Genomic DNA, 14,926 nt, shown 5'->3' with positions numbered 1-14,926 from the left:
TTTCATAACTGCGTATTGTACAATTATGGACTTTTAGAAGTTCCCTTATGGTTACCGATTCCAATTAGAGGTGTTATTATATGCCTGCGCCAGAATCTTCAAGTGAAGTTTTAACGATTGTAACTACTGGGGATATTATTCTCGATGCCCTGATTGAGGGAGGGAGATGGGCCAATTCAGAGATCACTTACAGCTTCCCTGATTATGGTTCTTTTTGGTCTACTGATCCAGTAACCGGTTATGGTCCGAATACTGATATTGGTCGTGAACCTTGGGGCAATTCATTTTCACCGCTATCCGATTCTGACCAGACTTATTTTATTGAAGCCTTGCATCAATGGGAGAATGTGGCCAATGTGCATTTTGTAATTGTTGCGGATACTGAGACTGACGTTGGGGATATTCGTATTGCTTATTCTCATAATGATGAAATTGAAGGTGCACAAGCCTGGGCCTATACACCATCCTCTACTGCTGCAATCTCAGGTGATATATGGATTGATCTAGAAAGCTCGAGTGCTGATGAAATTTGGAAACCTGGAACATATTCATTTTTAACTTTAATCCATGAAATTGGGCACGCGCTTGGCTTGAGCCACCCCTTTGACGATTCCCAGTTTCCAAATGATCTGGATACCATGTCCAGTACAATAATGAGTTACTCTGCTATTGCAGGTGATCAAGATTCTGGATTTTCTTATTACCCTACCACGCCAATGCCATTGGATATTCTTGCTATTCAATACTTATATGGTCAAGGCACTATTCAAAGCATTAATAACGATTATTTTTTCAATGACTCGATAACGTATCACGAGACTATTTGGGACAATGGTGGTACAAGCGACAGGATTGCTTATAATGGATCTCAAAATGCTACGATAGATTTACGCGAAGGCATGGGTTCTTTTATAGGGAATTCAGTCTATGCTGAGGATTTTTTTACCGAAACCAGGGTTCCGAATATTTGGATTGCCTATCACACAGTTATTGAAAATGCAATTGGCGGGCTTGGTGATGATATTTTAATAGGTAATGATGCTGATAATACGCTGAACGGAAATTCTGGTGAAGATACAGCTATTTTTGCTGGGCTATTTTCTCAAGCACAGGTTGAATACATGTCGGATTCAGACCTTTTTTTAGTTACTACGTCTTCTGGTGGAACCGACAGTGTTACAAATATTGAATTTTTTTCATTTGAAGACATAACGATTTCACGCCAAGATTTAATAAATAAGATCAATGATGCTTTGCCCGTTTTAACAGTAGAAAACATAACGGTAACCGAGGGTCCTGGCACTCAAACAGCGACATTTGTTATTGAGAGTTCAGCATCTGGTAATGACGCGATTACCGGAAGCTTTGAAATTATTGCCGGTACTGCAACGGCTGGCAGCGATTTTCAAGCTGATTCAGGTACTTTTACGATTCCAGTTGGAGCGGTCAGTACGACAATTGATGTTTCTATCCTTGATGACACTGCAGTAGAAAATACGGAAACTTTTCAATTGCGACTATTCGACGTTAGCAATGCAGAACTGAGTGGTGGTGGCAGTACAGTAACGGCAACAGCTCAAATTAAGGATACCGATAACGGCGGGAATTCGCCGTCTGTTGATCCAAATTCGGACATTACTATTGTCCAGCGTGGTGTTGTGTCAAAAGCAGCGGGCGATGATATTTATGTGATCTCTTCCTTCACGGTGGATCCGAATGCAAGCATTACAATATCGGATGCGCACGGCGCAAATAAGATTCAGCTCATCGGTGGTTTGAATATTGATAGTACTATTGTGGCATCCAATACGGCGCAGCTTGCATTAAGTAACGGTGCAGAGATTGTGATATTGGGGGCGGCATTTTTTACATACGAAACGGGTGGTAATCCGCTGTTAGGCGTATCTGGAATCCTTAATAATTATGCCGATTTTGCATCCAATATTTTGGGAACAGACGTTCCTGCTGCGAGTGATGCGCCGAATAGCGGTGGAGCTGTGATCATTGATTCAAATAGCGCCGAAAATATCTCGGCGTTGTCAGCGCCATCTGAAGAGTTTGAATTAATTGAAGATGGTGAAATTGATTTGATCCAGGGTTATCAATCTGCCTTCACGACTGAGTTAGTCGCTTGAAAAAAAGCTTTTTATACAACACCATATCGTTGCCGGTACTGCAGTACGGCTTCAAGGTAACAGTTGTAATCGGCATTTGATTGAAGAAAATCGGTCAGATCGTTTAAGCTGATGATACTGATGACCGGGATATCATGTGTCTGTCTGACTTCCTGTGCAGCGGACAGTTCGTTTGTGCCGCGTTCCATACGGTCGAGCGCAATAGCTACGCCGCACGGCTTTGCGCGCGCCATAGAAATCAGGTCGACAGATTCGCGTACCGACGTGCCGGCGGATATGACATCGTCGACAATCAGGACGCGGCCTTTAAGCGGCGCGCCGATCAGGTTGCCACCCTCTCCATGGTCCTTGATTTCTTTGCGGTTAAAACAAAAAGGGTGGTTATAACCCATCTCGGCCAATGCTATAGCGATGGCGTTGACCAGTGGAATACCCTTGTAGGCGGGTCCGAACAGCATGTCAAACGGTACTTCAGCAGCAAGGATAGCTTTGGCGTAAAATTGCCCCAAACGGCGCAAGGCATCGCCGTCGTTGAACAGGCCTGCATTAAAGAAATAGGGAGACAGACGCCCTGCCTTGGTTTTATATTCGCCAAAGCATAGTACCTTGCGTTCTATTGCGAATTCTATAAATGCTTGTCTGAAATCGGACATAATTCAATACAGTATATAAAATGCAGATTATAACGCTGAATGTTAATGGTGTGCGTGCCGCTGCCAGAAAAGGTTTTTATCAATGGTTGCCGCAACAGTCGGCCGACATTGTTTGTATACAGGAGCTCAAGGCGCAGTTGCCGGATTTAAGCGATGACATTCTTGCACCGGCGGGTTATCACGGTTATTTTCACTGTGCACTGAAAAAGGGGTATAGCGGCGTGGGCATCTATAGCCGTTTTGAGCCTGACAGGGTGGTCGAAGGCATCGGGGTTGAGGAAATTGACCAGGAGGGCCGGTATCTGCAGGCCGATTTTGGAAATTTAAGCGTCATCTCGCTGTATCTGCCGTCCGGCTCCAGCGGCGATCACCGGCAGGCTTCCAAGTTTTTCTTTCTGGACATTTTTTTGCCGGTTCTGCAGGAAATGATCAATAGCGGGCGCGATATTATTTTGTGCGGAGACTGGAATATTGCGCATAAAGAAATCGATTTGAAAAACTGGCGCGCTAATCAGAAAAATTCAGGATTTCTGCCCGAAGAACGGGAATGGTTGTCGCGTGTATTTGACGAGATCGGTTATGTGGATGTATTTCGCAGACTGAATCCCGCGCCGGACCAATATACCTGGTGGTCGAACCGTGGCCAGGCATGGACCAATAATGTCGGCTGGCGTATCGATTATCAGATTGCCACGCCTGATGTCGCCGAAAAGGCAGTCGAAGCCGAGATATATAAAGAATCCCGATTCTCGGACCATGCACCATTGATTATCCATTACGACGCACTATGATGAAATCCGCCGGAAAAGCCAGCTGGATCAATACACTCAGTATATATACCCACCCACGCGTGCTGGGCATGCTGTCACTGGGTTTTTCAGCCGGACTGCCGTTGCTGCTGATACTCGGCACCCTGTCGTTCTGGCTGCGTGAAGCGGGTATTGATCGAACGACAATCGGACACCTGAGCTGGGTCGGTCTGGCCTACAGTTTCAAATGGCTGTGGTCGCCTCTGGTTGACCGTATGCCACTGCCGCTGCTGTCCCGTTTGCTGGGCCGGCGGCGCGCCTGGCTGCTGCTGTCGCAGTGCGTTATTATGCTGGCGCTGGTCGGAATGGCGTTGACCGATCCTGTCGTCAATCTGTCTCACATGGTTTTTTTTGCATTGGCGGTTGCATTTGCGTCGGCGACTCAGGACATTGCGCTCGACGCGTATCGCATCGAAGCGGTTGCGCTGGAACTGCAGGGTGCCATGGCCGCAACCTATCAGGCCGGTTATCGCGTGGCGATGATTCTGGCATCCGCCGGTGTTTTGTGGATAGCCGCGGCCGTGGATTCTTCTGCCGCCAGTTATGATTATATGCCCTGGCGTTTTGCTTATCTGGTCATGGCGTGCTGTATGAGCGTCGGCATCGTGACGACCTTGATTATCCGGGAACCGAATGTGCCGGTAAACACGCTGCTGTCTGAAAATGAACAGTATGCACAGCGAATCATTGCCGGCTGGAATCTCAATATCCGGCTGGCACGCATGCTGGTGTGGCTGTATGGCGCTTTAATCGCGCCGTTCAGGGACTTCATCGTGCGTCATGGCAGGCAGGCACTGCTGATTCTCGCGCTGATTGCGCTGTACCGAATTTCTGATGTCGTCATGGGTGTGATGAGTAATCCGTTTTATGTCGACATGGGTTATACCAAGGATGAAGTGGCTGCGGTTTCCAAAGTTTACGGCGTGCTGATGACTATTCTGGGTGCTGCTGTGGGTGGATTGCTGATTGCGCGGATCGGGATCATGCGCACGCTGTTTATCGGTGCAGTGCTGTCGGCGGTAACCAATCTGCTGTTTGTCTGGCTCGCCGGGCGCGGACATGATGTCAGCGGACTGGTGTTCACCATTTCGGCGGATAATCTGTCAGCCGGTATCGCGTCCAGCGCATTTATTGCATATCTTTCTGGACTGACGAATACTGCTTATTCGGCCACGCAATATGCATTGTTCAGTTCTGTCATGCTGCTGCTACCGAAATTTGTTGCAGGATTCAGCGGTCAGTTTGTCGATGCATTCGGTTACGAAGCTTTTTTTATTACAACGGCATTTCTCGGTGTGCCTGTGCTGGTACTGGTCAGGCTGGCCGGGAAAGCGCGGTTTGAGCCGCAAGTGAAAGCACCACCGGAAATGCCGGTGTCCCGGCAGATGAACAAATCATAGTTGTGGCAAATGATGCTGTAAGACTGGATAAACAATTCGCGAGCGCTCAGCCACGTTCAAATCGGTAAAATGCCAGTCTGCCAAGCAGATTCGGCGACAATTCGATCTGGCGGTCACCATTCATGACGCGGCGTTCAAGAATTTTTGCATTGCACTGGCGGCAAAGTTCTTCAAAGTCGCCTAACGTGCAGAGATGGATATTGGGGGTGTCATACCAGTGGTAAGGCAGTGATTCCGAGACAGGCATATGGCCGCGGATAACCTGCATGCGGTTTTTCCAGTAACCGAAATTAGGGAACGATACAATGCCTTCCCTGCCGACGCGCAGCATTTCCTGAATAATTTCGGCGGTGTGTTTCATGGCCTGCAGCGTTTGCGACAGAATGACATAATCGAATGAATCATTGGCGAAGCTGGACAGTCCGGACTCCAGATCGTTCTGGATTACGTTAATACCGTTTTGTAAACAACCCAGAACATTTTTGTCGTCAATTTCGACACCATAGCCGAAAATATTGCGCTCCTGATGTAAATATTTAAGCAGTGAACCGTCGCCGCAGCCCAGATCGAGTATTTTGGCCCCCGGTTTGATCCAGCTGGCAATTGCGGCGAAATCAGGCCGCCATGCGGCTGCTGCGGTGAGTGTTGTTTCGTTGATAGCCATGATTTCCTGCGGTTAAACCTCGATATTTTTCATGTATGCGCGCACCAGCTGGTGATAGTAGGCATCGTTCATTAAAAAGGAATCATGCCCGTGCGTCGATGTGATTTCACCGTAACTGACATTGATATTGTTATCCAGCAGTGCTTTGACGATATCCCGTGAACGCTCGGGCGAAAAACGCCAGTCTGTTGTGAACGACAGTACCAGGAAGCTGGCCCGGACCGCTTTGAATGCTGCGCTCAGATCGCCGTTATAGGCGTTGGCGGGATCAAAGTAGTCCAGTGCCTTGGTCATCAGCAGATAACTGTTGGCGTCGAACAGATCGGTAAATTTGTCTCCCTGGTAACGCAGATATGATTCGATTTCGAATTCGACATCATACCCAAATGAGAATTTTCCGTCCCTGAGTTCGCGCCCGAATTTGGACGCCATTGAATGATCCGAAAGATAGGTAATGTGTCCCAGCATGCGTGCCAGCCGCAATCCACGCCGGGGCAGGGTGTTGTAGGAATAATAGTCGCCGCCGTAATAATCCTGGTCTGTCAGTATCGCCTGACGGGCGACATCGTTAAACGCGATATTTTGTGCGGTGAGTTTTGCTGCGGCAGCGATAACCAGTGCATGACGCACTTTATCAGGAAAATCGAGCGTCCATTGCAGCGCCTGCATACCGCCCAGGCTGCCGCCAACAACAGCGGCAAATTGATGGATGCCGAGGTGCTCTGCGAGTTGCGCCTGGGTTTCGACCCAATCTTCAACAGTGACAATCGGGAAATTTGCGCCGTAATGTTTGCCTGTTCTGGCGTCAATGCTGGCTGGTCCGGTGGAACCGTGACAGCCGCCCAGGTTATTCACGCCGATGACAAAGAACTTATCGGTATCAATGGGTTTGCCCGGCCCGACCATATTGTCCCACCATCCTGTACTTTTTGGCTTGTCTTCATAGACGCCGGCCACATGATGGTTGCCGGAAAGCGCGTGGCATACCAGAACAGCGTTTGAGCGCCCGGTATTGAGCGAGCCGTAGGTTTCGTATACCAGATTATAGCTGCTGATTTCCGTTCCACTTTTCAATTTAAGTGGTTTGTCGATATGCACATACTGTGGCGTTACGATACCGACTGAGTTTGATTCGGGCATTTATTTATAAACAAAAAATACAATAATTCAAAAAGGGGCAACCAGATTAGAACTGAACATTATAGCGCCAATAAATGCGAATAGACTAGATTGATCGTGCGTCAGCTGTTCAGTCTGGTCAAAAGGTCGTGCATTTTTTCCGGATGGGCAGTACGGATGATTTTATGCGCAAGCGGCCTGATGTCGGGAAGATTGCTTTTGAGAATCTGGTTCTTAACCAGTAATAGCTGTGCGGGATACATAGAAAACTGCGTTAAGCCGATACCCAGCAACAAGCGTGTAAACTGTATGTCGCCAGCCATTTCGCCGCAGATCGACACGGGTTTTTTAGACCGGTTGGCGGTCTGGATGACACGTGAAATCAGCCATAATACCGCCGGATGAAATGGGTCATACAAATATGCGACAGCATCATCGACCCGGTCAACCGCCAGCGTATACTGGATCAGATCGTTCGTGCCTATCGACAGGAAGTCCAGCTTCTGCAGGAAAATTTCTGGACTGAGCGCGGCTGCAGGGATTTCGATCATGCCGCCAACCTGTATGTGCTCGTCGAAATCGATGCCGTCGTTGTGCAGTGTTTGTTTCGCGTGCTCGATCAAATGCAGTGTCTGAAAAACTTCTGTGGCATTGGACAGCATGGGGATGAGAATCTTTATCTGTCCGTATCTGGAGGCACGTAAAATTGCCCTTAACTGCGTGTGAAACATTTGCGTTTCTGACAGGCTGAGGCGAATGGCGCGCAATCCCAGCGCGGGATTGACCGCAGTCGGCACGCTATGTTTCAGATTTTTGTCTGCGCCGAGATCAAAAGTGCGTATCGTTACCGGTTTTCCATCCATTTCAGTGGCTACGGCACGGTAGGCCTCGAATTGTTCATCCTCGTCAGGCAGATCATTGCGGTTAAGAAACAAAAATTCACTCCGGAAAAGGCCGATTCCTGTTGCGCCATTTTCCTTGACCTGTTCCAGATCGCTCGGCAGTTCGATATTGGCGAGCAAATCAATTCCGGTACCGTCAATGGTAACTGGCTTAATGCTTTTGAGCCGCTTAAGTTTCTGTTTTTCCAGTTCCAGCTGGCTTTGCCGCAGGCGGTATTCATCCAGGACATATTTGTCCGGATTGACAATAATGACACCCTGACTGCCATCGACAATCAGGCAGTCGCCTTCCAGAATCAGCTGGTGCGCATGGTGTAGAGCAACAACCGAGGGTATATTAAGGCTGCGGGCGACGATAGCGGTGTGCGATGTCAGACTGCCCATGTCCGTTAAAAAGGCAATAAACTGGTGCGGCTTGTACTGCATGATATCCGCCGGGCTCAAATCATACGCCACCAGAACATGGTCGCCGAGATGTTTGGATGGAGGTGGACGATAACCGGGGTATCCGAGCAGTGCCTTGAGTATCCGTTCCACCACCTGCTCGACGTCGGTTTTGCGTTCGCGCAAATAAGCATCATCGATTGCTTCAAACTGTGCGAGCAACACTTCTTTTTGCTGGGTCAACGCCCATTCCGCATTGCACTGTGTCTGTACAATGATATCGCGTGTTGCGTCCGTGAGGGTCGGGTCGTCCAGAATCATGTGATGCAATTCCAGAAACGCGCTGAATTCGGCCAGTGCCGGTCCGTCGGTAACAGACGATTGTAACGCCTCGAACTCTGCCCGCACGGTAGAGAAAGCCTGGTCAAGCCGCTTGATTTCCTTGTTGACCTGGCTTTTTGGAATCAGGTAATGTATCACTTCAAGCGTAGTGGGAGCCGTTAAATGCGCGTGCCCGATCGCAATGCCGCTGGACACGCCGATGCCATGCAGGATAAAGCTCATTCCCCTTCCCCGAAATAATTCTCAACCAATGCGACAAGTGCGTTCAAGGCTTCGGATTCCTTCTCGCCCGAGGTTTCTATCTGGATAAGTGTTCCCTTACTGGCAGCCAGTGTCATAACGCCCATGATGCTTTTTGCATTGACACGGCGGTTATTGCCGCTTATCCAGACTTCGCATGGGTATTGACTGGCAAGCTTGGTCAGCTTGGCGGATGCACGGGCATGCAGCCCCAGTTTGTTCACTATCTCGACTTCTTTAAGCTGCATGGTCGTTTCCTGCAGAAATTTCAACAACACCATTTATGCCGCCATCCAGCGCTTTGTTGACTGTGGCCGCCAGGGTTTCATTACGATAAGTCAATGCCCTTACCAGCATCGGCAGGTTGATTCCCGTAATACAGGCAACCCGGTCGCGCCGTATCAGCCGGCTAGCAATATTGCACGGTGTCGCACCCAGAATATCGCAAAGAATCAAAACGCCATCGCCTGTATCAAGTTTCTGTGTCAGCGTGCGCATGTTGATCAATACGTCGTCCGGGTCGTTTTCGACAAAAACGCTCAAAGACTGCAATTGCGCAGGTCGTTCTCCCAGAACGTGACAGGCGCAGCGTATCAGATGTTCGCAGAGGTGTTCATGCGTTACCACAAGTATTCCGATCATGCGCGGCTTATTCCTGATTTGGAAATAAAGAAAATGATTGGATTCTATCATTGCTTGTAATGCACATACTATTTATTAACTGATATCGAAGTTCGTATGAAATGGTTGCAGCCCAGGTAATTTATGGAAAATCTATAGTATTGAATAATAGGTTTTAATCAAAAAGACAGGAAAATTCAAATTGTATGGATCAGCTTTGAAGTGACTGCTGTTCCGTAAATCAATCAATAAACCCGCCTCGAGATTTGGTCAATTGCTATATGAAATTGATAGTTGGCCGATAAATAATAATTCATCGTCTAAATGGATAAACACCACCGGTGAGTTCTGGCTGCGCTGTGACTCATTCATGTTACTAATTTCGCATATGAATAATGTAGTGTTTGTTGAGTTCGAAGACAAAGTATTTAAGGGGTTTTTATTTGTTCTCTTATGTTCTGGTGTTTTTGTTGATGCTTCAAAGGTAATAGCAGACACTGTTATACCAGAAGGCGTGCAGATTCAGCCCCCCACACGTTTTGTATGGTCAAGGAATAGTTTTGAAACACGCGGACTAAAAGAAGATCAACTGGCCTCGGCGCTATCCTATGGATATGTTTATTATTCGTCGTATCTGGAAGCATTGGAATATTTAAGAAAGCATACGTGTAATGAGAATGAGGGTGTCTGGTTATGCCACGATAACCAGGAATTGCCATTTTTTCCCGGTTACGATGGATGGATTTGGGGTTATAAGTTTTGTAGGCCGTATGAACAGGATTATTGCGGTTGGCAGGCAACGTCCCGCCAAGGCATTTGCCCGCCAAATACAACCGGATACCAGATAAAGGATGTGGATGGGACAAATCGTTATGGCTATATTGCATGTTCGGTATCTACTGAACCTGATGGCGAAAAAGACCTGGCCAAGCCTGCTGACTGCGGAGACAGAACACCCAATCCGGTATATATTGCACTGGGTCGCAAAGAGTTAACTATTCCGGTCTATAATACAAATAATGATGTTTACCCACTGAATTTCAAATTGTTTTATCAGCATAATGACAGAAAAAGATCAGGGGCAACATGGCGGCACACATACTATAAATTTATAGTGGTAGATGGACGGGAAACTCCAACCAGCGCACGAGTTTATCGGGGTAGAGGGGCTTTACTGTTTTACAAAGATCAAGCAAACGGGGAATGGCAAAGTGATGACGATATAAACGATTCGCTGGCTGAGTTATTTGATGAAAATAATGACAGGATCGGCTGGTTATATCTTGATCGTTTTAATGACCGGGTTGAGCGTTATGATACAACCGGAAAGCTTGTTTCGATCGAGAACCGCAGCGGACAAATACATACGCTGATTTATAACGGGAATGGCAGGCTTCTCTATGTAATTGATACTTTTGGTCGACAGCTGCAATTCACGTATGATGAGTATGGAAATTTTGCCAGTTTAATAGATCCATCGGGTAATACATATCTATTCAATTTTGAAGAGAACGGAAATCTAACCAGCATCACGTATCCCGATAGTGAGACTCGTGCCTTTCATTACAACGAACCTACATATACCAGCGGTGTAAATCTACCGCATGCGTTGACCGGTATTACAGACGAAAACGGTGTGCGATATGCGACATATACCTACGATGCTCAGGGTCGCGCCATTATAACCGAATATGCCGGTGGTGTAGACCGGTATGAACTGAACTATGTCAGCGCCAATAGTACAGTGGTGACCGATCCGCTGGGCAGTCAATACACGCATCAGTTTCAAAATATCATGGGTGTGGCTAAAAGTGTTGGCCAGTCACAGCCGGCAGGTTCTGGTTGCAGCGCGGCATCGTCGGCAATGACTTACGATATAAATGGTAATATCGCCAGCCGTGCTGATTTCAACGGTAATATGACATGCTATGCATACGATCTGGATCGTAACCTCGAGATAGCGCGGGTAGAAGGTTTGTCTTCGAGCAGAAATTGTCCGGCTGATGTGGTGAGCTATACGCCAGTACCTGGTACCAGCGAACGCAAGATTCTGACCAGCTGGCATACAAATTTCCGCCTGCCGGTTCAGGTTGTTGAGAATGATCGTGTAACTACGATTACATACGACACCTACGGCAATGTCACGCAGTTGAGTATCCGCGATACCATGAGTAATGAAGAACGAACCTGGAATACCGGCTACATGTATCATTCGACATTTCCGGGTGTGATTGTGCAGCGTGTCGAGGACGGCCCGCGTACTGACGTAAACGACATCACCACGATTGATTATTATGCACCTGATGCAGCGTGTTTCGGCGGGCACCTCGGTTGTCGCGGACAGGTCATGCGCATCACCAATGCGCTCGGACATGTGACAGAGATTACCCGCTATAACGCACACGGCCAAACCGAGCAGATTGTCGATCCCAATAATCTGATCACAACCATGACGTATAATGCGCGACGACGATTAATTTCGCGTGTCGTGGGATCAGAGACGACAACGTACCAGTACGACAGTGCCGGTCAATTAATTCGGCTGACCCGTCCGGACAACAGCAGTCTTTATTATACCTATGATGCTGCGCACCGTTTGACCGGTATTACCGACGGTCTCGGCAACGTAATTCGCTATACCCTTGATGCAGCAGGCAATCGTACCAAAGAAGAAATCTTTGATGCGAACAACACGCTCGTGCAAGTACGCCAGCAGGAATTTGATACATTGAATCGTCTGTGGAAAATGGTCGGTGCGCAAAATCAGGTGATTGAACTTGCATATGATGCCAATGGTAATGTGAAACAAACCGTCGATCCACTGTTGCATACTTCGACGCGCCACTTTGATACACTTGATCGCCTGGTTCAGATCAGCGACCCGATGAGTGGCCAGACACTTCAGATGTATGATGCGCTTGATCGGATCACGCAAGTAGTCGACCCCAAAGGCATAGCTACCCGTTACACCAGAAATGCGTTTGGCAACGTGACGCAGGAAATCTCGCAAGACCGGGGTACCACCATGTATTCCTATGACCAGGCAGGTAATCAACTGACGAAAATGGATGCCAGAGGTGTAGTACAGGCCACGGCGTATGATGCATTGAATCGTCCGATATCTCGGTCGTACACCACGGTCACGGGTGTGCCGCAAACCGGCTCTATCACCTGGGTGTACGACAACGGCACCAATGGTGTCGGGCGCATGACAAGGATGGGTGATGAATCTGGTAGCACTGGTTATCAATATGACGCACACGGTCGTGTAATCCGAAAAACCCAGACTGTGGTGTTTGGTAAGAGGAATTTGACACATAGCATAAGCTATCAATACAGTGACAGCGGTCAGCTAATGCGGATTAGCTATCCTTCGGGTGCGAAAATAGACTATGTGTATGGAAAGGATGGTAAACCAATAGAACTGCATATCAATGGCGACGCTCTGATGCGTAACATTGTCTATCGTCCGTTTGGTGAACCGGAGGGCTGGGACTGGGGCAATGATCAGCAACACAGGCGAAGTTTTGATCTCAACGGCAGGTTGACTGGATATCCACTCGCGGCTGATACGCAAACGCTGGTTTATGATGCAGCCAACCGTATCGTCAATACCACACACACCGATCCGATTAACAACCGTACATACGAATACGATGCACTTGGTCGTCTGATTCGCCAGACGGACGGAGCCAGCACACGGTTGTGGGACTATGATGCAAACAGCAATCGTACATTTGAGCAATCGGGGACGACAGTGTATCCGTACATCATTGATACAAGCAGTAACCGTTTGCTCAATGTGGCCGGGCCTGTGGTAAAAAACTATGCCTATGACGCAGCTGGCAATATTACCCATAATGGACAAATACAATTCACCTGGAATGCAGCCGGTCGTCTGAAAAAAATCATTAACGGCGATAAAGTTCGTAAATATAAATACAACGGTTTTGGCGAACGTGTCCGCCGGAATGGCAGAAAAAAAAGACGTTTCACATTTTTTTATGATCCTGGCGGACGGCTCATCAGTCAATTCAAAGCAAATAACATTGCCAAAGAGAACTGGAGATTACAACAAGAGACTATTTGGTTCAACGACATTCCTGTTGCCGTGATCAAACAGGTGACACCAACTGAGCCTGTTCAAGTCTATATGATCCACGCGGATCATTTGAACACACCAAGAGCTATAGTAGATTCAACAAACATGCCGGTTTGGCTGTGGCGCAATCGGAACGCTTTTGGGGATAACTTACCCGATGAAGATCCCGATGGTGATGGCGTCAAATTTAAATATAATCTACGGTTTGCCGGACAGTATTTCGATGCAGAGACTCAATTGCATTATAATTACTTCAGAGATTATGAGCCTGCCACGGGGCGTTATATTTCCAGTGATCCGATTGGGCTTGTGGGCGGGGTGAATACTTTTGGGTATGCGCTACAGAATCCTTTAACTTACGTTGATCCTGACGGCAAACAAACTATTTGTGCAATATGGCCTCTAGGAACGCTAACGTGTGTTATAGCCTCAATTGGTGTAATTACAACAGCGAAGAAATGCTCGGATGGAGTTAATAATGTATCCGAAGCTTTCAAAGCTGTTGACAATCTTAAGTCCTTAAAAGAGGAGCGAATCAATTGTATTTCAGAGCGATTATGTAACCCAGAAAAAGAACAAGCACTTCAGGATGATATATATGAAACTGATAGTGTTTTTCGCAAAAATACCGTAGAAGCTATTAATAATCTAGGAGCTTCAGTTCCAGGAACTACAATGACTGGACCAATCCCTACAAAAGTGCATGATGTCGCAGCTGGGACATTGGCAAATATCAAGATTCCAGAATGATAAACAAGCTTTCATATTTATTCATTATTACAGGCATTTTTGGTTTTTTGATGTTGTTACCGGGCGTCATGGATGGGTCCAATTATTATTATTATCGAATAAAAAATGGAACCAAAATAGAGTTGGAAAATAACTGTTTTTTAGTTCCTGATGGTTGGGTTAAAGCTACAAGAGATATAGATAATGGTGGGTACGGTCTTTTAAAATTTGATCAGGATCAATATGAGATTATATTAATATCTAAAGCAAATGAAGTTTTCCTTACTCAAGTTCATAAATCAGCTTTGTTAGAGAAGGTAAGTAAAAATTTATACCGTATTAGTAAAATACTTGGGTCTTCGCCGAATGATGAAACACGTTATTGGTTGATTATTCCGCAATATGATTTGGTAATAGAAGGAAGGACAATACCAATTACTGAATCATTTGCGAGTAATTTGCAGTCAACTACATGTTGATTGGAAAAAAAGATCGAGATCATCTAGATAGCGTCGTCACAAGTTAGAAATTACTGTATAATTATGCTGTAAGTGATTATTATACACGGTAATAGTATGTCAGAAGCTTATCGTAGACATGATCTTTCAGATCATGTGTGGTCGTTACTGGAACCCCATTTGCCAGGGCGATCAGGCAAGTGGGGAGGTGTTGCAAAAGATAATCGCCAGTTTATCAACGCGGTGTTCTGGATTTTACGCACAGGCGCACCCTGGCGGGACAAAGGGGTTTGGGAGAAATTACTGGAATTACTGGTCAATGATCCAGACTACGAATGGCTAATGATTGATGCCAGTCATATTAAAGT

General features: G+C 46.9%; 12 protein-coding genes. 6 read left to right on the top strand and 6 right to left on the bottom strand.

Going from position 1 to position 14,926, the window contains the following annotated elements:
• Positions 1 to 80: 80 nt before the first annotated feature.
• The gene (locus tag BMY62_RS08630) at positions 81 to 2,135 is read left to right on the top strand and encodes a Calx-beta domain-containing protein (protein WP_090658668.1); all 2,055 of its coding nucleotides are present in this window, start codon (positions 81 to 83) and stop codon (positions 2,133 to 2,135) included.
• Between the two features lie 11 nt (positions 2,136 to 2,146).
• Here the strand turns inward: BMY62_RS08630 and pyrE are convergent, their stop codons facing one another.
• Entirely contained in the window at positions 2,147 to 2,788 is a 642-nt protein-coding gene (gene pyrE, locus BMY62_RS08625; protein WP_090658666.1) for an orotate phosphoribosyltransferase, read from the bottom strand.
• Positions 2,789 to 2,808: 20 nt separating this feature from the next.
• Here pyrE and BMY62_RS08620 point away from each other — a divergent pair, with 20 nt between their 5' ends.
• Positions 2,809 to 3,579, top strand: a complete 771-nt coding sequence (locus BMY62_RS08620) for an exodeoxyribonuclease III (RefSeq protein ID WP_090658664.1) — start codon at positions 2,809 to 2,811, stop codon at positions 3,577 to 3,579.
• Positions 3,579 to 4,997 carry an AmpG family muropeptide MFS transporter gene (locus BMY62_RS08615; protein WP_090658761.1) on the top strand — a complete coding sequence of 473 codons (1,419 nt, stop codon included), beginning with the start codon at positions 3,579 to 3,581 and terminating at the stop codon, positions 4,995 to 4,997. Before BMY62_RS08620 ends, BMY62_RS08615 begins: the two co-directional genes overlap by 1 nt.
• A gap of 46 nt (positions 4,998 to 5,043) precedes the next feature.
• On the opposite strand, the gene metW is transcribed toward BMY62_RS08615, so the two are convergent.
• The 5 genes from metW to BMY62_RS08590 all read right to left on the bottom strand — a co-directional run bounded on the left by metW (position 5,044) and on the right by BMY62_RS08590 (position 9,290).
• Positions 5,044 to 5,661 carry a methionine biosynthesis protein MetW gene (gene metW / locus BMY62_RS08610; protein WP_090658662.1) on the bottom strand — a complete coding sequence of 206 codons (618 nt, stop codon included), beginning with the start codon at positions 5,659 to 5,661 and terminating at the stop codon, positions 5,044 to 5,046.
• 12 nt (positions 5,662 to 5,673) lie between these two features.
• Positions 5,674 to 6,801, bottom strand: coding sequence for a homoserine O-succinyltransferase MetX (metX, locus tag BMY62_RS08605; RefSeq protein ID WP_090658661.1), 1,128 nt, complete (start codon positions 6,799 to 6,801; stop codon positions 5,674 to 5,676).
• Positions 6,802 to 6,902: 101 nt separating this feature from the next.
• Positions 6,903 to 8,630: a phosphoenolpyruvate--protein phosphotransferase gene (gene ptsP, locus BMY62_RS08600; RefSeq protein ID WP_090658659.1), complete on the bottom strand. Its 1,728-nt coding sequence runs from the start codon at positions 8,628 to 8,630 to the stop codon at positions 6,903 to 6,905.
• Positions 8,627 to 8,896 carry an HPr family phosphocarrier protein gene (locus BMY62_RS08595; protein ID WP_090629480.1) on the bottom strand — a complete coding sequence of 90 codons (270 nt, stop codon included), beginning with the start codon at positions 8,894 to 8,896 and terminating at the stop codon, positions 8,627 to 8,629. Before BMY62_RS08595 ends, ptsP begins: the two co-directional genes overlap by 4 nt.
• Positions 8,886 to 9,290, bottom strand: coding sequence for a PTS sugar transporter subunit IIA (locus tag BMY62_RS08590; protein ID WP_090658657.1), 405 nt, complete (start codon positions 9,288 to 9,290; stop codon positions 8,886 to 8,888). Before BMY62_RS08590 ends, BMY62_RS08595 begins: the two co-directional genes overlap by 11 nt.
• Before the next feature lie 367 nt (positions 9,291 to 9,657).
• On the opposite strand from BMY62_RS08590, the gene BMY62_RS08585 reads away from it, so the two are divergent.
• The 3 genes from BMY62_RS08585 to BMY62_RS08575 all read left to right on the top strand — a co-directional run.
• The gene (locus tag BMY62_RS08585; protein ID WP_177170334.1) at positions 9,658 to 14,121 is read left to right on the top strand and encodes an RHS repeat protein; all 4,464 of its coding nucleotides are present in this window, start codon (positions 9,658 to 9,660) and stop codon (positions 14,119 to 14,121) included.
• Positions 14,118 to 14,579 (top strand): hypothetical protein, encoded by a 462-nt coding sequence (locus BMY62_RS08580; protein WP_090658653.1) that lies wholly within the window; start codon positions 14,118 to 14,120, stop codon positions 14,577 to 14,579. The genes BMY62_RS08585 and BMY62_RS08580 overlap by 4 nt, the downstream gene beginning before the upstream one ends.
• Positions 14,580 to 14,675: 96 nt before the next feature.
• Positions 14,676 to 14,926, top strand: a 251-nt coding sequence (locus BMY62_RS08575) for a transposase (RefSeq protein WP_143058777.1), incomplete at its 3' end; no start/stop codon positions are given.

The organism is Nitrosomonas marina (assembly GCF_900111605.1).
GTDB lineage: Bacteria > Pseudomonadota > Gammaproteobacteria > Burkholderiales > Nitrosomonadaceae > Nitrosomonas > Nitrosomonas marina_A.
Note: the sequence above shows the minus strand (reverse complement) of the source record. Positions and strands in the feature narration are given on the sequence as shown.